An 18,368-nucleotide genomic window follows, 5' to 3' on the forward strand; every position below is an offset into this window, starting at 1 on the left:
TGATATCAGCCAGACTTGGAAACTATCTCATCAAATTAGTCCCCCCATAGAACCTCCTTGAGCCATCTTGCACACTTTTCTCTTTTTGTCAAATTTTATGTTAAGAAAGATGTGACTAATGGATAGCCCCCTTATCAAGGTAGGGTTAATTCATAGTAGGGGACTTGCGCTTTGATAATGTACCTTTTGGGCGAACGCAGTTCGCCCCTACATTGTGGACAAAATCCGTTACTGTAGGGGCGCAAAGCTTGCGCCCTCCGATCGATTGGGATATTATTCTCACGCAAGTCCCTAGGGTTGATTCATAGTAGGGTTGATTCATGAATCAACCCTACTTATCAAGGGGGGTGTCTGACAACTTTTAACACCTACCTACTTAACCAAAGGGATTAACGATCATCAATTGATTCTCGATTCGCTGACCATCGTGTAAATCTTCACTGTAGAGAATTTGACAGCCCGCTTCCAGAGCGCTGGCCAGTATTAAACTATCAAAAAAAACTTTATCGGGCATTAGCCTCGTCCCGATCGAATCTAAATCCCCGTGTATTTAAAGAAATCGCCTCGAACATGGTTTTTTCAGTTTTCTGGTTCGGATCGGGGACGATTTCCGAGTCATCCAAAACAATCACCCGTATCATCTTACCTTCCCATCGAGAAGAATATCGGGGGGGAACGCTCACTTGACCGTCATGAATAACCGTCCTAAATTCGATCGCTTCCATACATAGCTCCAATTAAACCCTATCTCTACTTTAGCTCTGGAGTTAAGCGAGCGATTAAATCCTATCAGAGGAACTGGGACAACGGGAACACCGAAACGGAGACTATAACTATTTCAATGCTAGTTATTTTGTTTGTCTTTGGCCAATGACAAGAGCGATCGGCGGCTAGAGTATTTCTTTGATGATACTATAACCCCCCGCACCCCAGAAAAGCGCACCACTTCGCGCATCTCTGGGAGATCGCCCTCAATCCCCAATCGAGTAATCAATAGCTAGATAAAGCATAATAAATATAAATAGAAACAACCTTGACAAAATCGGGGGGGGGGTAAGATTTGGGCAGATTTTAAACAAATTCAAGTCAGAATTATGTCCCTGAAAAAATACTTCAACAAACCCCTAACCGTCGCCCTCGCCACGGTAGCCACCGCCACCCTCGCCCAATCCGCCAGCGCCGCAACTTTTAACTTTTCCTTCAGTAACGTAACCGGTCCGGTCTCCGGAACCGTACAGGGGACGCTCACCCTACCAGACGGGGACGGGACAAATGCCGCCACTTCGCTGATTGTTAATTCCGCTCCCGCCGCTCTAGGCTACACACTCCCCTTTAATGTTCCGATGAATTCTGTATTCGGTAATAGTTTTACGGTCAGTGGCGGGGTGATTACCGCGAGTTCATTTTTGGCTTCGGGTGCTTTCGGAGGTTTTTCTCTAAATTTCAGCACCAACGGGAGTCTATTCACTATTGCGTCCTCGTTCCTCCCATTCAGCGGTGTCGTCGATCGCAATAGTACAACCCTAACCTACTCTCCCGCCGCTCCTACCACCGTTCCCGAACCGGCGACGGTTCTCGGTTTACTCTCCGTTGCCGGGGTCGGTCTTTTGTGCAAAGGACGGAAACTGGAAGGGTAATTTTGACCGACTAAAAATTAAATTGATTGGGAACGGGTTGTGCGATTGTGGCAGCCCGTTTTAGTCTTTGATCAGGATCGGAAGATCGATCGCACGATTAACCAAAGGGAGTAAATTAGATGGTAGATAAAATCACTGCCAAAGAGATATTGGAACGTTTACGAACCCTGAAACCCGAACTGGAGGAACGATACACGATCGATCGAATCGGCATTTTCGGCTCGGTAGCCAGAGAGGAAACCCGACCGACGAGCGATATAGATATAGTGGTATATATGCCCCCCGATCTGCTTAAAAGAGTCAGACTGAAAGCCGAACTAGAGAACCTATTCGGACGGGAAGTGGACGTGATCCGCTATCGGGATTCCCTGAATCCTTACCTTAAGGCACGGATCGATCGAGAGGCTATCTATGTCTGATCGTCGCTTCTATTCGAGTTATCGAATTTTCCTAATCAAACCGCTCTGATCGGTCTTTGTGCGGCCTGTTTTTGCTAGGTTAAAATCGTCCCCTGTGTTATTCTTCAATTTATGCCTTTACCGTCCGAATTAACTGCGCTCGTAGAAAGGATCGATAGAGAACTAGATCGCCTAGAAAGTGACGGGAGAGAAGCGATCAAAATCGGTACATATCTGTTAAATCGTTTTCCCGACAATTTTACATTAATTCAATTGATGGCTTTTGTGAATACTAGCTTATTTTACGCTGATCGCGCAAGGAATCAAATCCGCGAGCGTGTGGAAAGTGTTGATCGATCAGAACCGACCCCAGCAAATTTACAGGAGGCCGGGGAAGATATCTCGATCGAGTTAGGACGTATTTTAGAGACTAAAATAAGGGTGACGCAGGTTAAAAATCGCTTGGAGAGCTTACGGTGATGGACGAAAAAGAAACAGGACTAAATGAACGGGAACTAGAGGAAATTCTGGAAATGGCGCGGGATGCGGCGGAAAAAGCCCGATCGATGTGTGAGGTAATTACGGAAAATTCAAAAAAATGGCGGGAGAGAGCAGAAAGAATCAATCGAACGGGATCGAGATAGCGATCGAGTATTTCTTCGATTATAGGAGCGATCGAACTTGTATCGGAAAAGCGATCTCGATCAGGGGGTAAAGCAGCGAGAGGAACCCTTGTGACATCGAAACATTTCCTTAAGATATAAGACCGAAGGTCCAGTCTGGATACAGAATTGATATACCTAGAATCGCTACTCTGGCTCACCCTCTAGGCCATTCCCTTCCAGACTGCTAGGCTATCAGACAAAATGAATAACAATCAAACTCCACGGAAACAAGGACTATACGATCCCCAATTTGAACATGATGCTTGTGGTGTCGGTTTTATCGTTCATAAAACGGGTAAAAAGTCCCACGATATTGTTGAACAGGCCTTGACAATTCTACTAAACCTCGATCACCGTGGCGCGTGCGGTGCGGAAAAAAATACCGGAGATGGGGCGGGTATTTTGTGCCAAATCCCTGACCTATTTTTCCGGAAAGTGACCAGCAATCTAGGTTTTACCTTACCAGCAGCGGGACAATACGGGGTAGGAATGCTCTACACTGCCCCTGATGCCGAAATTCGCGGGAAAAGTCGCCAGGAATTCGAGAAAATCGCCGCCGAAGAGGGGTTAAAAGTTCTCGGTTGGCGTGATGTTCCCACGGATAACTCTAGTTTAGGCAATTCGGCCAGATCTACCGAACCTTTTATCGAACAGGTTTTCATCGAACGCGATGCCAATTTAAGTGATGATCTGGCCTTTGAACGCAAATTATACGTTATTCGCAAGCGTTCCCATCTCAATCGTCAATCTTTTAATCGTTACTGGTATCCTTGCAGTATTTCTAGTCGTACCATTGTCTATAAAGGGCAATTAATGCCGGTACAGGTGGGTGACTATTTCCCCGATTTACACGACCCCGACTTTCAAAGCGCTTTAGGATTAGTCCATTCCCGTTTTAGTACCAATACCTTCCCCAGTTGGGAACGCGCCCACCCTTACCGTTATATTGCCCACAATGGCGAAATTAATACCCTGCGAGGTAATATTAACTGGATGCACGCCCGTCAGTCGATGTTTGCCTCACCCTTGTTCGGGGAAGACATCAAAAAAATCCAGCCGGTTATTAATATCGAGGGTAGTGACTCCTTAATTTTTGATAATGCCCTAGAATTAATGGTTTTATCGGGGCGTTCTCTCCCTCACGCTGTCATGATGATGATTCCTGAACCCTGGGCAGCCCACGAATCGATGAGTGATGAGAAAAAAGCCTTTTATGAATACCATTCCTGTTTGATGGAACCCTGGGATGGTCCGGCCTCGATCGCTTTTACCGATGGTACGATGATGGGAGCAGTGTTAGACCGCAATGGTTTACGTCCTTCCCGTTACTACGTCACCAAGGATGACCTAGTAATTATGGCATCGGAAGCGGGTGTTTTACCCATTGAACCGGAACGCGTCGCTTTCAAAGGTCGTCTGCAACCCGGACGGATGTTCCTTGTGGATATGAAAGAAGGTCGTATCGTGGCCGATGAGGAGATAAAAGAAGCTATTGCCAAAGCTCATCCCTATCGCCAGTGGTTAACCGAAAATTTAGTCAATTTAGACGATTTACCGGCGGTGGAAACTGCCCCAACTGAAACTCCTGTTTCCCTAATTCAACAGCAAACCGCTTTCGGTTACACTTTTGAGGAATTACGTCTTTTATTAGCCCCCATGGGCCGGGATGGAGTGGAAGCAGTGGGTTCCATGGGTTCCGATACACCCCTAGCCGTCTTGTCCGATCGGCCAAAACTGCTTTATGATTACTTTCAGCAGTTATTCGCCCAAGTCACTAACCCCCCGATTGACTCGATTCGCGAAGAAATTATCACCTCTCCTATCACCACTATCGGTGCGGAGAGAAATCTCTTGGATCCGCAGCCAGAAAGCTGTCACCTGATTAAACTTAACTCTCCCATCCTCACCAACGCCCAATTAGCGCGTTTACAGGGCAATAGCGAATTTAAAACCGTGACTATTCCCATTCTCTTCGATCCCACTTCGGGAGTCGAGGGAATGCGTAGCACAATTGAGGCAATTTGTCAAGAGGTGGACGAGGCAATTTTAGCGGGCGCGAGTATTATTATTTTAAGCGATCGAGGTATCGATAAAAATCACGCCCCGATTCCCTCACTGCTGGCGGTTGCTGGTTTACACCATCATCTCATCCGGCAGGGAACCCGCACCAGAGTCGGTCTTGTCCTGGAATCCGGCGAACCCCGGGAAGTGCATCACTACGCCCTTCTCCTCGGTTATGGTTGCGGTGCGATTAATCCCTATCTAGCCTTTGCCACCCTCGGCAGTATGATCGAGGAAGGATTATTGGTAGGAGTTGACCACCAGACCGCCTGTAAAAACTACATAAAAGCCGCCACCAAGGGCGTAATTAAAGTGGCCTCTAAAATTGGCATTTCTACCCTGCAAAGCTACCGTGGGGCGCAAATATTCGAGGCTATCGGCTTAAATCGATCGGTAGTTGATCGCTATTTTACTTGGACAGCTTCCCGCATTGAAGGGGCCGATTTAGAAATTATTGCCAAAGAATCCCTACTCAGACACGGCCACGCTTTCCCCGACCGGGATGTTAATGTGCATACCCTCGATATTGGCGGTGAATATCAATGGCGTAAGGACGGGGAAGCCCATCTTTTTAGCCCAGAAACCATTCATACCCTGCAACAAGCGGTAAAATTGGGCAAATACGATCTCTTTAAGAAATATTCCCAACTGGTCAACCAACAGAATCAAAAATTCTTCACCCTGCGGGGACTATTAACCTTTAAAAACCGGGAAAGTATCCCCATCGAAGAAGTGGAACCGATTGAAGCGATTATGAAACGCTTTAAAACCGGGGCAATGAGTTACGGTTCCATTTCCAAAGAGGCCCACGAATCCCTCGCTATTGCCATGAATCGTATCGGTGGCAAGTCGAACACCGGGGAAGGGGGCGAAGATTCCGAGCGCTACACTTGGACAAATGAACGGGGAGACTCGAAAAATAGTGCCATTAAACAGGTGGCTTCCGGCCGTTTTGGTGTCACCAGTCTTTACCTCTCCCAAGCGCGAGAATTGCAGATAAAAATGGCCCAGGGGGCAAAACCTGGCGAAGGCGGTCAATTACCGGGTAAAAAAGTCTATCCTTGGATTGCCAAAGTCCGTCACTCCACCCCCGGAGTCGGTTTAATTTCTCCCCCACCCCACCACGATATCTACTCCATTGAAGACCTCGCGGAGTTGATTCATGACCTAAAAAATGCCAATCGCGCGGCCAGAGTGAGCGTAAAACTGGTTTCTGAGGTGGGAGTTGGCACAATCGCCGCCGGAGTCGCTAAAGCTCACGCCGACGTGGTTTTAATCTCTGGTTTCGATGGTGGGACCGGTGCCTCACCCCAAACCTCGATTAAACACGCGGGTTTACCCTGGGAGTTGGGACTAGCAGAAACCCATCAAACATTGGTGTTAAATAATCTTCGCAGTCGCATCGCGGTGGAAACCGATGGCCAGATGAAAACCGGGCGCGATGTGGTGGTGGCGACGCTATTGGGGGCTGAAGAATTCGGTTTTTCGACTGCGCCACTGGTGACGTTGGGCTGTATTATGATGCGGGTTTGTCATCTTAATACCTGTCCGGCGGGGGTAGCGACTCAGGATCCGTTATTACGGCAGAATTTCATCGGAGATCCCGAATATACGGTGAATTTCATGAAATTTATCGCCCAGGAAGTGCGGGAAATTATGGCCGAATTGGGATTCCGCAGTTTAAATGAAATGGTGGGGCGAACTGATGTATTAGAGCCAAAACAGGCGGTAGAACATTGGAAAGCGAAAGGAATTGACCTAACTCCAATTCTCTATCAACCGGAGGTGGATCCAGAGGTAGGGCGTTATTGTCAGATTCCCCAGGACCACGGTTTAGATAAGTGCTTGGATATAACCGTTTTACTGGATTTATGCAAGGATGCCATTGAAAAAGGCGAAAAAGTCAAGGCGACACTACCGATTAAAAATATTAACCGGGTGGTGGGGACGATTTTAGGCAACGAAATCACTAAACGTCACTGGGAGGGTTTACCGGAAGATACCGTACATCTCCATTTTCAGGGCAGCGCGGGGCAGAGTTTCGGTGCTTTTGTTCCCAAAGGGGTGACACTGGAGTTAGAGGGGGATGCCAATGATTATGTGGGCAAGGGTTTAAGCGGCGGCAAAATCATCGTTTATCCGCCCAAAGGTTCCACTTTTGTGGCCGAGGAGAATATTATCATCGGTAATGTGGCTTTATACGGCGCGACCAGTGGTGAGGTGTATATTTCTGGGGTTGCTGGGGAACGTTTTGGGGTGCGTAACTCTGGGGTGACTACGGTGGTTGAGTCCGTTGGCGACCATGCTTGCGAGTATATGACGGGGGGTAAAGTCGTTGTTTTAGGGCCCACCGGTCGCAATTTCGCCGCCGGGATGAGTGGTGGTGTCGCCTACGTCCTCGATGAGTCGGGGGATTTCGCCACTCGTTGCAATACCCAAATGGTGGCTTTAGAGGCACTAGAAGGGGAAGAAATCGACGATTTACGCGAGTTAATTCAACGCCATGCTGATTACACCCAAAGTCAAAAAGCAGCCCTGGTTTTAGCAAATTGGTCGGAAATGTTGCCCAAGTTTGTTAAAGTAATGCCCAAGGATTATAAGCGGATGTTGCAGTGTATTAAAGAGGCGTTAGATTCCGGTTTAACCGGCGATTCTGCTCTCGATGCGGCTTTTGAAGCCAACGCCCGCGATGTGGCAAGGATTGGCGGTAGTTAGAGTTTCATGGGGGCTGAATAAGCCCCCTATTGTATAGATACGGCAAAATATGGTCAAAAATCAACTTCCTAATATAAATTCTTTGCAAGCTCTAAATCGTTTAGAACTTCAGATTCAAAGTTCTTTTAAAAAAATTAAGCTAGGAGATGCCTTATATTCTTTACACAGTTTAAAAAATCAACATTCACAGCTTAACGCAACTACGCCAGAACTTTTACCTTTTTTAAATGCTGGCGCGGCTTTGTTTGCTATCAGATTTTGCACTCCTAGTAAAGTAGAAACAAAAATTAAATATCACGATCTTAGATGTTTGGTAAATTTAACTTTAAAATATTTACAGGCAGATCCGATAATTTTTGATGAAGAACTTAAAAATGAATTTATTAATTCTAACCCTGTTTTTTTAATGCTCCGTTTAGTTAGTCATCAGTTCCCATTTCGACCGAATATTTTTGGTCAATTTGCACGTCCAGTTATTCTATTCGACGAGATACCCAGACAATTAAATGACTTATCTAATATTCCTAAATTTGATTTTGCAAAAAAATTTCAGGAAATTAGCGATGTTTCTTTGAGCGACTTTATTAATACTGGTTTTTGTATATATATTTTTTCTTCTAGTCATTTTAGTATTAGTAGAAACTGTTTTAAAGTTGCCCGTAAAAAAGGTTTAAGTCTTCCAGACGATTATTCTATCAATAAAATTTTATTACAACTTTCGGCGGATAAATCAAAGTTTGTAAATCTATATGAAGAAAGAAAAAATGAAGATGATAGGTTCAAAGCCTATAATTTCAATCCACTGGTACAGTATCCACTTATTAAACCTTGTCAGAATAAACAATTTTCAATATTAGAAAAAGACTTTATTCATGCACCAGTTCCTGACTTAATAGCTTCGAGAATTTCATCAGGAATTTTTTATCAAATGTTTAATTACTATAAACAAGAATTTTCATCTTATTTTGGTTATGTTTTTGAAAGATATGTTGGAAGTATTCTCGAAAAGTGTATATTTTCAGAAACATTATTTTCGGAGGAAACAATTCGTACTTTCTATCCAATCAATAAAGGTAAATCTCCTGATTGGATACTGCAAGACGGTTCAACTTTAATCCTTTTTGAATGCAAAGCAACACGCTTTTCTAGAGCGGCACAAGCTATCGCTAGTGAAGATCACATTAATTCTAGTCTGGTACAAGTAACGAAAGGATTAAAACAACTAGCAAGCTTTATTTCAGAGTGTCAGAAAAAAACGGTCGAGCTTAGTTGTTTTCACAATTGTAATACTTTTATACCTGTTATTGTTTCTTTGGAACCTTTATATCTTATCAATAGCCATTTGTTTCGAGAACATTTAGATAGTTTATTAATCCAAGAGGGAGTCAATAAGTTTGACTGGAGAATATTGTCTATAGATGAACTAGAGTTGCTACAGGTACATCTTTCTACAGATTATAAATTAATACAAATGCTTGATGATTTATTAAATGAAACCTGTAATAATCTTTTGATAAGATTAAGCACTCAAACTGGAAAAAAATTTCAAGATTCCTTTTTATATCCCAAACAGGAAGAAATATTTCAAAGGCTAGGTGTATGGAACAGATTAAAACAATATTTAGCATTAAATCCAGATAATGATTAATCTACGAACACTATAAGTTTATGAAGGCATAAAAACAGTAACAGGCTTATGATTTAGTTGATAAGAAAAATATCAGCTTGATTTTATCACAAGATATTCCCGAAGAATGATTATCCGCAGGAGACGTGGGAACATTGGTAGAAAAACATCAAATCGAGGGATTAGAAACGGGGTATAGTGTCGGATTTTTCGATAGGTTGGGAAAAACGATTACTGTTGTCACCATGGCCGAAAATTCCCTCTGGTTCCCCGACCCGCTAAGGACTCGTGTTAAACTGATTAATCATGCTGGTGTCTAGAAGCGACCTATGCCGAACTTAACCTTAAGCAACGAACAAGTAATCGAATTAGTCAAACAACTTCCCGAAGCACAGCAAGGATGAGCCTTAATAATATGAGCAAAATTTCGATCGAAGTCAGTCCCGAAGCGGCAGAAGTCTATCAATCCGCATCCCCAGAGGAACAAGAACGCGTCCGGGTTCTTGTCGATTTGCTAATTAGAAAGCCAGTTAACAGCGATATCGATTTCTTGAGAAAACTAATGGACGAAATTAGTGATGAGGCGGAAGCTAGAGGATTAACACCCGAAATCCTAGAATCTTTATTAAATGAGCCTTGAATACTATTTCGTTTTCGATACAAATGTTTTAGTAAGTGCGCTTCTCTCTAAAAACGGTAAAGCTCGTCAGGCATTAGACAAAGCCCAAAATATCGGCAAGCTTTTAATGTCCGAATCTACTTTGTTAGAATTGATCACTGTTTTCAATCGTCCCAAATTCGATAGATATGCCTCCTCAGCAAAAAGGCGGCTATTTATAACGGCGATAGAAAGAACCGCGGAAATTGTCGTGATTCGAGAGAAAATCAAGGTTTGCAGAGATGAGAAAGATAATCAGTATTTAGAACTAGCGATCGATGGTCAAGCTACCTGTATTGTAAGCGGCGATTCTGATCTATTAGTTTTAAATCCATTTCGAGAAATCCCAATTTTAACGATTCAAGAATTTCTAGATCATGACTTTTCCCGTTAGCGATCAGTCCCCCCACCCACGAGCCAGCTAAAGACTCATGTTAAAATCGTTAATCATGCTGGTGTCTAGAAGCGACCTATGCCGAACTTAACCTTAAGCAACGAACAAGTAATCGAATTAGTCAAACAACTCCCCGAAGACCAGAAACAGGAAGTTTATAAAATTCTCATCCTCAGTCAGTCGGACCGATGGGAATCCTTGTCTAACTACGCCATTGACAAAGCTCGAATCGTAGCCAAAGAACGCGGCTATGATTGGGATACCATGACGGAAGAAGAAAAAGAAGAATTTATCGATGAAATCGTTCACGAACCATCATAATATCCACCGAATTTACAGAGTGTATTTTACCATGAATATTACCTTAAATCCCGAATTAGAACAATTAATTAACTCTCAATTAGCGACAGGAAACTATAACAGCGTTGAAGATTTATTAAAAGACGCTTTGTTAAATTTAGCGGACAAACAAAACCGTCAGACTTTAAGCCAAAAAGTTAAAAAACTCTTTGATAAAACTCAATCCTTACCCAGCGTTCAGGATATTACCGAAGAAGATATCGCCGCAGAAATTGAAGCCTATCGGAGAGGCGAATGAAAGTCGTGATCGATACGAATATTCTAGTTTCGGCAATTTTAAAAGGAAGGTTGCCGAGAACGGTTATACAATTCGTGATCGAGTCTAATAAAATCGAATGGATTGTTTCCGAAGCTATTTTAACTGAATATAAAGATGTTGTCAGCCGTCCTAAGTTTAAGCTGTCGGAAGGAGTGATAAGAGAATGGTATAGGATTTTCGATACAGTTCCTAGATTAATTGATGTTCACAGCACCGTTGATTTCCCTAGAGATCGATCGGATGCTAAATTTCTAGCTTGTGTGATGACAAGTGATGCTGACTTTTTGATCACAGGTGATAAAGACTTTGAAAAAGTAGATAATTTAGGATCGACAACTATAATTTCTGCCTCAGAATTTAAAGCACTCGTGATCGATCTCGTTGCGGATGAAGAATCTTGAAATCCTGTTGATCCCGCGATACTCGATCGAAGGAGTCTTTATGATAAAAAGGAAGGGTAATCAGCTCCTCCGTAGGTTCTGGTGTGATGGCAAGGATATTAAATTGATATTGATTAAGACATAATTAGCTGGTTATAATTAAATTAAAAATGGACTATGCGGAACTTAACCTTAAGCAATGAACAAGCACTCGAATTAGTCAAACAACCCCCCGAAGCATAGCAAGAATGAGCTTTAATAATATGAGCAAAATTTCGATCAAAGTCAGTCCCGAAACAGCGGCAGCCGATCAATCCGCATCCTCTGAAGAAAAAGAGCGTGTTCGGATTTTTATCGATCTGTTGATGAGAAAGCCAGGTGAAGACGATAGGGACTTTCTTGGTAAGCTGATGGACGAAATTAGCAATCGATCCGAAGCTAGAGGATTAACACCCGAAATCCTAGAATCTCTATTAAATGAGCCTTGAATATTATTTTGTTTATATATTGACTAATGCGACAACTTTTTCTAAGCTTATAGCACCAATTATTGAAATATTTCTTCCTCTTTTTTGTGGTTTTCTTCCCCGATCTCTTTGGGCAATTAAGGCTCTAGCATAGAGTCTCAAAAGGGCTAAATTTAACCCCAATTCATCGATAAAAATTAGTTTTGATGCCTCAATTTCCCGCACTTGTGACCAGTATTCTACTCTTTTTTGCTCTACCCTGTCACTTTCTTTTTCCGCCGCGTGTAGTGTTTTTTTTGAAACTGTAATTGAGTTTTTGCGTCAGCCGCCCCAGGGTGGCTCTACTGACTTTCACCTGTGTCTTTTCATACAGTAAGTCCGATAATTCTTCGAGAGTTGCATCATTATTAGCTTCGATGATTTCTATTAAAATTATCAGTTGTTCACTATTTAACTTGGTTGGCGGACTTCCCCCTTGCGGACGAGGACGGATATCTCCTGTTTCTTTATATTGCTTCAATAACTTCTGAATAAAGCTTTTAGCCACGTCAAATCTCTGGGCTAGTCCTCGAATGGAAATTTTTTCTTTCTTCCAGACATCGATAATTTTTTGGCGAAAATCTACAGAATAGGGTCTCATAGGAAGCTGGCGAGTTCTATTATTTGTCTATTTGCTTTCTATTGTACCTCATAGCTCCAAGAATTTCTATAGACAAGATTTAGGATCAGAGTGATCGCTAGATTAAAGGTTAAGTAATGTTAAGATCATAATTCTTCATGAAGAAAGCGCATGATCGCCGAGTGACTGTAGCTAAAAATACCAAATTTTGCCCCAGTCACAATAAAGTAGGGATCAAGCGCATTCGATCGAAGCAAGAATTTTCTCCCCAGTATCTATGAATCAATCAGAAAGTTGCGGTAAGGTCTATCTCGTCGGTGCGGGTCCCGGGGATCCCGGTTTGTTGACCTTAAAAGCGAAAGTTCTCTTAGAAAACGCCGATGTTGTCCTCTATGATGCCCTAGTCAGCCCCTCGATTCTAGCCATGATTAACCCCAAGGCCGAACAAATCCATGGGGGTAAGCGTCGCGGTCGTCATTCTCTAGTACAGGAGGAAATCACCGCTTTACTGATCCAAAAGGCCCAGACTAATGCCGTGGTTGTTCGTCTCAAGGGAGGTGATCCCTTTGTTTTTGGTCGTGGGGGTGAAGAAATGCTCGATCTGATCACCGCTGGAATTAGCGTCGAGATCGTGCCGGGGATCACTTCAGGAATTGCTGTACCTGCCTACGCTGGTATTCCCCTCACCCATCGCAATTATAGTTCCTCCGTTACCTTCGTCACCGGCCACGAGATGGCGGGTAAATATCGTCCCCAGGTTAACTGGTCAGCGATCGCCCATGGTGCGGAAACAATTGTCGTTTATATGGGTGTGCATAATTTACCCTATATTATCGGCGAGTTAACCAAAGCGGGCAGAAGTCCAGAAACACCGATCGCCCTGATTCGCTGGGGAACAACACCGCAGCAACAGCAGTTAATCGGTACTTTCACTACGATTATGGACCAGATCGAAGCCACCGGCTTTGAAGCCCCAGCGATCGCTGTTATCGGGGCAGTGGTGAACCTTCACGATCTCTTGCAAGCGGGACAACCTTTGCTCTCCAGGACAATCCCCCCCACCCCCATTTCTCCCTGATTCGGTTGCCATGCGTCAATATCAAAAATCCCTGACGATTACTACCAGTCCCAAGAATTTCCATCGTCTTACTGCCCCCATAGAAGCGATCGTAGCCGAATCGGGCATAACGACGGGATTATGCAGTCTATTTGTCTGTCACACCTCCGCTTCTTTGCTGATCCAAGAAAATGCCGATCCCGATGTTCTCACCGATTTGGCCAATTTCTTCGCCAAGTTAGTCCCGGAAGATAGCAGTCTCTACTATCACTCTACCGAAGGGCCAGACGATATGCCCGCTCACATTCGCTCGGTCCTAACCCGAACATCGGAACAAATCCCGATCGCCAGGGGTAAATTAGTTTTAGGGATATGGCAAGGTATCTATCTCTGGGAACACCGTCAGAGTCGTCACCAAAGACAAGTGGTGGTTCATATCACCGGGATCTGAAGCTTTGCGTATAGTTTTGTAATAGAAACTTTACTCGTACCCCTCATCGGAGTAAGATTTTTTCCGTGTACGATCAAATTGTTCGCTTTTTGAACAAAGAACTTCATATTTCGTAACAAAAGGAAACAATTTATGCGAAAATTGTTCGCTCTGGCCCTGGTGCTATCCCTCTGGTTCACCTTTGCCGCTCCAGCGTCGGCTGATTTGTCCAATCTGACCCCTTGTAGCGAAAATCCCGCTTTCCTACAAAAAGCGAAGAGTTTCCGCAACACCACTCCTGACCCCGAATCGGGAGCCAAACGCGCTCAAACCTACTCCCAAGCTCTCTGTGGACCGGAAGGCTATCCCCACCTAATTGTTGATGGTCGTTGGGACCACATGGGCGATTTCTTTATCCCTAGCATCCTATTCCTGTACATTACCGGTTGGATCGGTTGGGTTGGTCGGGCCTATTTAATCGCCGTGCGCGACAGCAAAGATGCCGAAATGAAGGAAATCATCATCGATGTTCCCCTCGCTCTCAGCAAAATGTTAACGGGTTTTCTCTGGCCCTTGGCGGCTTTACAAGAAGCCACTTCCGGTAAATTAACCGTTAAGGATTCGGAAATTACCGTTTCCCCTCGTTAATTTTTGTGTCAAACCCTTGACTTTTTATTCCCTAGGAGAACTCAGATGGAAGGACTTACTAAATTTCTCTCGTCCGCACCCGTGTTAATTATGGCGCTGCTGACTTTCACTGCCGGGATTTTAATCGAATTCAATCGCTTTTATCCCGATCTCTTATTCCACCCGCTAGGTTAAAGCCAATCTCAGGTGATTAAAAGGGATACAGAGTCCACTGTATCCCTTTTTAATGGCAATGATCACAGGGATTGGGGAATATTAAGAAAAGAAAGGCACTGGAGACGACAGGGCCTAAAAATAGATAAGATACAGGTGTCTGCAACCACAGAGGTGGGACAAACCATGCTGTTAGATAGAGATTTGATGCTAGAAAAGCGGCTGCGGTATCAAGAATTACAAGAAAAATTAAAAGAGATTTGGCAGGGAGAAAACGTTCTCGAATCGGATGAATGCGATTATGATATCCTAGTTATCCCTTCTTTTAGTATCGATCAGAGAGTCGGTCAAAAAGTGGCGGGTTTTTTACATTACGAAGAAAGATTATTATTTTCTCTGATTCGATTGCGACACCCGAAAACTCGTTTAATCTATGTAACAGCGCAGCCACTTTCGCGGATGGTGATTGATTATTACCTGCAATTGTTGCCTGGGATTCCTTTTTCCCATGCTAATAATCGTCTGTTATTACTGACAACTCACGATAACTCTTTTCAACCTTTAACCCAAAAAATTCTGGACAGACCGCGCTTAGTAGCAAGAATCCGGCAAGCGTTGCGTCGAGATCGATCCTACATGGTTTGTTTTAATTCTACTAATTTAGAGCGAGAATTGTCTTTACAATTAGATATTCCTTTATTTGCCTGTAGTCCAGATTTATTGTATTGGGGTTCTAAAAGTGGTAGTCGCGAGATTTTTGGTCAAGGTAATATTCCCCATCCTGACGGTAGTTTACAGGTAAATACGGTCAAAGATTTGTTATACGAAGCCGCTAGTTTGTGGTCCCGTCAACCGCAACTAAAACGCATGGTAGTGAAGTTGAATGAGGGGTTATCGGGAGAAGGAAATGCGGTTTTAAATTTACGTCTTTTAGAGGAAATTGTGGATAGTAACAGTCTAGATTTAAGCGAGAGAATGAATCTCTTGACCAAACAATTAGAGAAGATGAGTTTTCAAGCAAGCGATGAAAATTGGGAGAGTTTTTCTGGCAAAATTGCTGAATTAGGGGGAATTGTCGAAGCTTTTATTGAAGGAGAAGAAAAGCGATCGCCGAGTGTGCAAGGTTATATTACACCCACGGGAGAAGTGAAGATTCTTTCCACTCACGATCAAATTTTAGGGGGTCCCGATGGTCAAATTTATCTAGGTTGTCATTTTCCTGCCGATGAAAATTATCGCCTACAATTACAGGAATTAGGTCTAAAAATAGGGGAAATTCTGGCAGCCAAGGGAGCAATTGAACGCTATGGAGTTGATTTCGTCGCTGTGAAAAATCCAGAAACTTTAGTCTGGGATCTACAGGCGATCGAAATTAATCTGCGAAAAGGAGGAACTACCCATCCTTTCATGACTTTGAAGCTTTTAACTAATGGTGAATACGATCAAAAAACTGGATTATTTTTCAGTCAACCTCACCAAGAAAAGTATTATATTGCCTCCGATAATCTCCACAAACCCCAATACAAAGGGTTACTTCCCGATGATTTAATGGATATTATTGCTAAACATCACTTACATTTTGATAGTAGCAGTAAAACGGGAACGGTTTTTCATCTCATGGGTGCGCTGTCAGAATTTGGTAAATTAGGGTTAACTTGTATCGGCAATTCTAGTGAGGAAGCGGCGGCAATTTATCAGCGTGTGGAACAGGTTTTAGATTGGGAAACAGAGCATAGTTCCATAAATTTAGGTTATTATTCTGGATTACCGATCACTTGGATATAACTAGACTGATTTACTGGGTATAATTTTTTGTCTGAGAGATTTAATCATCCAAGCAGGCAGTTTCTGGCAGCCAATGACCGATAGTTTTACCTTGGTTAAAAGTTGTCTTGACTGCGATGCACTTAACTGGTTTAAATGACCTCTAAATATTTGCTATCGAGCAGAAATGAGCCTCGATCAAATTTTACACCCCAATAACCCCCCGGCCGGCGATCGATAACCGTGCCGATATCGTCGATATTGAGCAGCTCTGGCGGCCGTAACATAGGCATGGGATCGGCGGTTTTCAGGTAAGGGGGAATGGCAATCAGACGGACTTTTCCCCCGATGCTAATTTCACTCATGGTACTGACTAGATGCGATCGTGATAATCTTCTAACTTAGCATAGAGATTGATCGCTGCATGGTGATTTTTCGCCAAGGCCGCTAGAGAGAATTTACAGGCACTTGCTACAGCAGTTATCTTAATGGTGAGACAGGAAGTTTTCCGGCTCTTCTCGACTTTGTGTGATAATTTTTGCTTATGGAATCGTGAAATACTTATCGGGTAACACTTTTAGGACTATTTTGTCGAAGAGACTATCAGTATAGACCTCGTTTCCACACAGAAACCAGAAGAGCCGTTTTCCTTTTGGGGAGCCAGTCGTCAGGGGACAGGAGACAGCATTGAATCAGTTATCAGATGTGAGTTTTCAGTTCACTGATTACTGTTTACTGTTCACTGAAAATACTTCCCACTTCCCAATTCATAATTCCCACTTGCAAGGGTGCCTCTTTCAATCGGTTCCTGAAAAGGTCTTGATTTTAGGGAAATACAGTTAAAGGAATCCATTCGTAGGTGTTGACAATGCCTTGAAAATAATCATTAATAGTTTCTCTGGAATAGGGAACAACACCATCTTCACCAAACCAACGTTCATAAATTGTCACCGCTTGTTGTTGGTCACTAACGATCCCTTCCATGAATTTTAATAGGGTATAATTCACTGTATCGCGCCATTTAGAATCATTTTCGGGTAAAGTACAGGCATAGGATTCGTAGGCGTAGGGATAGGAGGGAACTATGGCTAAATTATTAGGATTTTTAGCGTTTTTCCTTAAACCTTCTAGGGTAATGCCATCGCTGGCAAAACCATCAATTTCTCCCGTTTCTAGTTTTTGTAAACCCTCGCCACGACTTTTAACTTTGACCAAAATAGCGGCGGGTTGTTGGGTTTTAATCACCGCTTCATTAGTAGTATTGGCAATCACTCCAATGCGTCTGCCTGCCAAGCTACCGATGTCATCGAGATTACTACCTTTGCGGGTGAGCAATTGAGTACCACCGGCAAAGTAACTAACGGAAAAATCCACTTCATTTTCTCTTTTCCAAGTAAAAGTAGTGGAGCCACATTCGATATCGATAACCCCTGTTTTCAACTTTTCAAAACGATTTTGGGGAGTAACCTCAACAATTTTTAACTTAATTGGTTTTCCTAACTTCCGTTCGGTTTCCTTGCGAATTAACTCTAACATATCAAGGCTGTAACCCACCCACTTGCCCTGGGAGTTGACAAAACCAAAGGGAATAGCATCTTTACGAGCGCCGGCAGTAATTACCCCAGTTTTTTGAATGCGATCGAAGATTGCTCCCGCAAGGCTAGAATGGTTACTGGTGACGGTTAAAGCTACTGTCATAGTCATGACGGCAAGTGTACGCTTCATTTTTTTTCCTAATCTGAAAGTGGCTCAAGTCTGGGACTGTTTCAGGAGACTGAGAGTTTCCCAGAGGAAGATTTTTTAGCGGCGATTGCTGGGGACAAAAAAAGAGAAGAGATGTTACTCTCTCCCCCTTTTAGTTTTTTCGACAACATTTTAAATTGTTTTTTCAGTTGTCGCTGTCGGGCCGAACCGCCCTTGCCTTTGTCGTTACGTCCCTGACGGCGGGGGGACTCCCATCGCTTAAGTCGCATAGTTTTTAATTCCAATTTGGTCAGTTATCTGTATCATAACAGGGTTAACGTCAGTTTGGGTCAAGGAAATGAAACTGTGACAACTCAGGCTCTCTGTCACCCT

Annotated in this window: 22 protein-coding genes and 2 pseudogenes; 18 read left to right on the top strand and 6 right to left on the bottom strand. The window is 43.4% G+C overall.

The features are described from left to right. Nucleotides 1-376: 376 nt before the first annotated feature. Complete coding sequence (locus IQ224_RS06950) at nt 377-514, bottom strand: PIN domain-containing protein (protein ID WP_161491772.1); 138 nt, start codon at nt 512-514, stop codon at nt 377-379. Further along, entirely contained in the window at nt 504-725 is a 222-nt protein-coding gene (locus IQ224_RS06955; protein ID WP_084989813.1) for a hypothetical protein, read from the bottom strand. The genes IQ224_RS06950 and IQ224_RS06955 overlap by 11 nt, the downstream gene beginning before the upstream one ends. Nucleotides 726-1,094: 369 nt before the next feature. On the opposite strand from IQ224_RS06955, the gene IQ224_RS06960 reads away from it, so the two are divergent. The 13 genes and pseudogenes from IQ224_RS06960 to IQ224_RS07020 all read left to right on the top strand — a co-directional run bounded on the left by IQ224_RS06960 (nt 1,095) and on the right by IQ224_RS07020 (nt 11,642). After that, a complete protein-coding gene (locus IQ224_RS06960; RefSeq protein ID WP_084989814.1) occupies nt 1,095-1,637 on the top strand; it encodes a PEP-CTERM sorting domain-containing protein in 543 nt (180 codons plus the stop codon). A 119-nt stretch (nt 1,638-1,756) separates the two neighbouring features. After that, the gene (locus tag IQ224_RS06965) at nt 1,757-2,056 is read left to right on the top strand and encodes a nucleotidyltransferase family protein (protein ID WP_002748884.1); all 300 of its coding nucleotides are present in this window, start codon (nt 1,757-1,759) and stop codon (nt 2,054-2,056) included. A gap of 111 nt (nt 2,057-2,167) precedes the next feature. Next, a complete protein-coding gene (locus tag IQ224_RS06970) occupies nt 2,168-2,515 on the top strand; it encodes a hypothetical protein (RefSeq protein ID WP_002748885.1) in 348 nt (115 codons plus the stop codon). Then, nucleotides 2,515-2,679 carry a hypothetical protein gene (locus tag IQ224_RS06975; RefSeq protein WP_002738137.1) on the top strand — a complete coding sequence of 55 codons (165 nt, stop codon included), beginning with the start codon at nt 2,515-2,517 and terminating at the stop codon, nt 2,677-2,679. The genes IQ224_RS06970 and IQ224_RS06975 overlap by 1 nt, the downstream gene beginning before the upstream one ends. A gap of 222 nt (nt 2,680-2,901) precedes the next feature. Further along, complete coding sequence (gltB, locus tag IQ224_RS06980; protein ID WP_194032761.1) at nt 2,902-7,476, top strand: glutamate synthase large subunit; 4,575 nt, start codon at nt 2,902-2,904, stop codon at nt 7,474-7,476. Nucleotides 7,477-7,525: 49 nt separating this feature from the next. Beyond that, entirely contained in the window at nt 7,526-9,124 is a 1,599-nt protein-coding gene (locus IQ224_RS06985; RefSeq protein WP_002748887.1) for a hypothetical protein, read from the top strand. 122 nt (nt 9,125-9,246) lie between these two features. After that, a pseudogene (locus IQ224_RS06990) lies at nt 9,247-9,423 on the top strand (DUF4926 domain-containing protein); the annotation flags it as partial. Between the two features lie 95 nt (nt 9,424-9,518). Then, the gene (locus tag IQ224_RS06995) at nt 9,519-9,743 is read left to right on the top strand and encodes a hypothetical protein (protein ID WP_002748889.1); all 225 of its coding nucleotides are present in this window, start codon (nt 9,519-9,521) and stop codon (nt 9,741-9,743) included. Next, entirely contained in the window at nt 9,733-10,155 is a 423-nt protein-coding gene (locus IQ224_RS07000) for a putative toxin-antitoxin system toxin component, PIN family (protein ID WP_002748891.1), read from the top strand. Before IQ224_RS06995 ends, IQ224_RS07000 begins: the two co-directional genes overlap by 11 nt. 78 nt (nt 10,156-10,233) lie before the next feature. Next, nucleotides 10,234-10,476: a hypothetical protein gene (locus tag IQ224_RS07005; protein ID WP_002737040.1), complete on the top strand. Its 243-nt coding sequence runs from the start codon at nt 10,234-10,236 to the stop codon at nt 10,474-10,476. A 31-nt stretch (nt 10,477-10,507) separates the two neighbouring features. Continuing rightward, on the top strand, nt 10,508-10,753 hold the full coding sequence (locus tag IQ224_RS07010; protein WP_002748894.1) for a hypothetical protein: 246 nt from the start codon (nt 10,508-10,510) through the stop codon (nt 10,751-10,753). Next, on the top strand, nt 10,750-11,175 hold the full coding sequence (locus tag IQ224_RS07015; RefSeq protein WP_002748895.1) for a putative toxin-antitoxin system toxin component, PIN family: 426 nt from the start codon (nt 10,750-10,752) through the stop codon (nt 11,173-11,175). Before IQ224_RS07010 ends, IQ224_RS07015 begins: the two co-directional genes overlap by 4 nt. A gap of 242 nt (nt 11,176-11,417) precedes the next feature. Beyond that, complete coding sequence (locus tag IQ224_RS07020) at nt 11,418-11,642, top strand: hypothetical protein (protein ID WP_036403087.1); 225 nt, start codon at nt 11,418-11,420, stop codon at nt 11,640-11,642. Nucleotides 11,643-11,657: 15 nt separating this feature from the next. Here the strand turns inward: IQ224_RS07020 and IQ224_RS07025 are convergent. Further along, a pseudogene (locus IQ224_RS07025) lies at nt 11,658-12,261 on the bottom strand (helix-turn-helix domain-containing protein); the annotation flags it as partial. A 256-nt stretch (nt 12,262-12,517) separates the two neighbouring features. On the opposite strand from IQ224_RS07025, the gene cobA reads away from it, so the two are divergent. The 5 genes from cobA (at nt 12,518) to IQ224_RS07050 (ending at nt 16,313) form a co-directional block, all read left to right on the top strand. Next, nucleotides 12,518-13,318 (top strand): uroporphyrinogen-III C-methyltransferase, encoded by an 801-nt coding sequence (gene cobA, locus IQ224_RS07030; protein WP_002748903.1) that lies wholly within the window; start codon nt 12,518-12,520, stop codon nt 13,316-13,318. A 10-nt stretch (nt 13,319-13,328) separates the two neighbouring features. Continuing rightward, nucleotides 13,329-13,748 carry a secondary thiamine-phosphate synthase enzyme YjbQ gene (locus IQ224_RS07035; protein ID WP_002748905.1) on the top strand — a complete coding sequence of 140 codons (420 nt, stop codon included), beginning with the start codon at nt 13,329-13,331 and terminating at the stop codon, nt 13,746-13,748. Between the two features lie 132 nt (nt 13,749-13,880). Continuing rightward, entirely contained in the window at nt 13,881-14,375 is a 495-nt protein-coding gene (locus IQ224_RS07040; protein ID WP_002748906.1) for a photosystem I reaction center subunit III, read from the top strand. 45 nt (nt 14,376-14,420) lie between these two features. Then, nucleotides 14,421-14,549, top strand: a complete 129-nt coding sequence (gene psaJ, locus IQ224_RS07045; RefSeq protein WP_002738148.1) for a photosystem I reaction center subunit IX — start codon at nt 14,421-14,423, stop codon at nt 14,547-14,549. 165 nt (nt 14,550-14,714) lie between these two features. Next, the gene (locus IQ224_RS07050; protein ID WP_002748908.1) at nt 14,715-16,313 is read left to right on the top strand and encodes a peptide ligase PGM1-related protein; all 1,599 of its coding nucleotides are present in this window, start codon (nt 14,715-14,717) and stop codon (nt 16,311-16,313) included. 131 nt (nt 16,314-16,444) lie between these two features. Here IQ224_RS07050 and sipA read toward each other — a convergent pair whose 3' ends face one another. The 3 genes from sipA to IQ224_RS07065 all read right to left on the bottom strand — a co-directional run bounded on the left by sipA (nt 16,445) and on the right by IQ224_RS07065 (nt 18,265). Further along, nucleotides 16,445-16,657: a regulatory protein SipA gene (sipA, locus tag IQ224_RS07055; RefSeq protein WP_002748910.1), complete on the bottom strand. Its 213-nt coding sequence runs from the start codon at nt 16,655-16,657 to the stop codon at nt 16,445-16,447. A gap of 460 nt (nt 16,658-17,117) precedes the next feature. Beyond that, nucleotides 17,118-18,017 carry an amino acid ABC transporter substrate-binding protein gene (locus IQ224_RS07060; RefSeq protein WP_036403090.1) on the bottom strand — a complete coding sequence of 300 codons (900 nt, stop codon included), beginning with the start codon at nt 18,015-18,017 and terminating at the stop codon, nt 17,118-17,120. A gap of 41 nt (nt 18,018-18,058) precedes the next feature. Further along, the gene (locus IQ224_RS07065; RefSeq protein WP_036403093.1) at nt 18,059-18,265 is read right to left on the bottom strand and encodes a hypothetical protein; all 207 of its coding nucleotides are present in this window, start codon (nt 18,263-18,265) and stop codon (nt 18,059-18,061) included. Nucleotides 18,266-18,368: the final 103 nt, after the last annotated feature.

It is taken from the genome of Microcystis sp. LEGE 00066, from assembly GCF_015207925.1.
Taxonomy (GTDB): Bacteria; Cyanobacteriota; Cyanobacteriia; order Cyanobacteriales; family Microcystaceae; genus Microcystis; species Microcystis ichthyoblabe_A.

Coding starts and splice junctions, on each gene's coding strand:
- gltB (WP_194032761.1), top strand. CDS start 2,902: ATGAATAACAATCAAACTCCACGGAAACAAGGACTATACGATCCCCAA.
- IQ224_RS07065 (WP_036403093.1), bottom strand. CDS start 18,265: ATGCGACTTAAGCGATGGGAGTCCCCCCGCCGTCAGGGACGTAACGAC.
- IQ224_RS07040 (WP_002748906.1), top strand. CDS start 13,881: ATGCGAAAATTGTTCGCTCTGGCCCTGGTGCTATCCCTCTGGTTCACC.
- IQ224_RS07005 (WP_002737040.1), top strand. CDS start 10,234: ATGCCGAACTTAACCTTAAGCAACGAACAAGTAATCGAATTAGTCAAA.
- IQ224_RS06950 (WP_161491772.1), bottom strand. CDS start 514: ATGCCCGATAAAGTTTTTTTTGATAGTTTAATACTGGCCAGCGCTCTG.
- IQ224_RS06965 (WP_002748884.1), top strand. CDS start 1,757: ATGGTAGATAAAATCACTGCCAAAGAGATATTGGAACGTTTACGAACC.
- IQ224_RS07015 (WP_002748895.1), top strand. CDS start 10,750: ATGAAAGTCGTGATCGATACGAATATTCTAGTTTCGGCAATTTTAAAA.
- IQ224_RS06985 (WP_002748887.1), top strand. CDS start 7,526: ATGGTCAAAAATCAACTTCCTAATATAAATTCTTTGCAAGCTCTAAAT.
- IQ224_RS06975 (WP_002738137.1), top strand. CDS start 2,515: ATGGACGAAAAAGAAACAGGACTAAATGAACGGGAACTAGAGGAAATT.
- IQ224_RS07060 (WP_036403090.1), bottom strand. CDS start 18,017: ATGAAGCGTACACTTGCCGTCATGACTATGACAGTAGCTTTAACCGTC.
- IQ224_RS07000 (WP_002748891.1), top strand. CDS start 9,733: ATGAGCCTTGAATACTATTTCGTTTTCGATACAAATGTTTTAGTAAGT.
- IQ224_RS07010 (WP_002748894.1), top strand. CDS start 10,508: ATGAATATTACCTTAAATCCCGAATTAGAACAATTAATTAACTCTCAA.
- IQ224_RS06955 (WP_084989813.1), bottom strand. CDS start 725: ATGGAAGCGATCGAATTTAGGACGGTTATTCATGACGGTCAAGTGAGC.
- IQ224_RS07020 (WP_036403087.1), top strand. CDS start 11,418: ATGAGCAAAATTTCGATCAAAGTCAGTCCCGAAACAGCGGCAGCCGAT.
- IQ224_RS07050 (WP_002748908.1), top strand. CDS start 14,715: ATGCTGTTAGATAGAGATTTGATGCTAGAAAAGCGGCTGCGGTATCAA.
- IQ224_RS06960 (WP_084989814.1), top strand. CDS start 1,095: ATGTCCCTGAAAAAATACTTCAACAAACCCCTAACCGTCGCCCTCGCC.
- IQ224_RS06970 (WP_002748885.1), top strand. CDS start 2,168: ATGCCTTTACCGTCCGAATTAACTGCGCTCGTAGAAAGGATCGATAGA.
- sipA (WP_002748910.1), bottom strand. CDS start 16,657: ATGAGTGAAATTAGCATCGGGGGAAAAGTCCGTCTGATTGCCATTCCC.
- cobA (WP_002748903.1), top strand. CDS start 12,518: ATGAATCAATCAGAAAGTTGCGGTAAGGTCTATCTCGTCGGTGCGGGT.
- psaJ (WP_002738148.1), top strand. CDS start 14,421: ATGGAAGGACTTACTAAATTTCTCTCGTCCGCACCCGTGTTAATTATG.
- IQ224_RS07035 (WP_002748905.1), top strand. CDS start 13,329: ATGCGTCAATATCAAAAATCCCTGACGATTACTACCAGTCCCAAGAAT.
- IQ224_RS06995 (WP_002748889.1), top strand. CDS start 9,519: ATGAGCAAAATTTCGATCGAAGTCAGTCCCGAAGCGGCAGAAGTCTAT.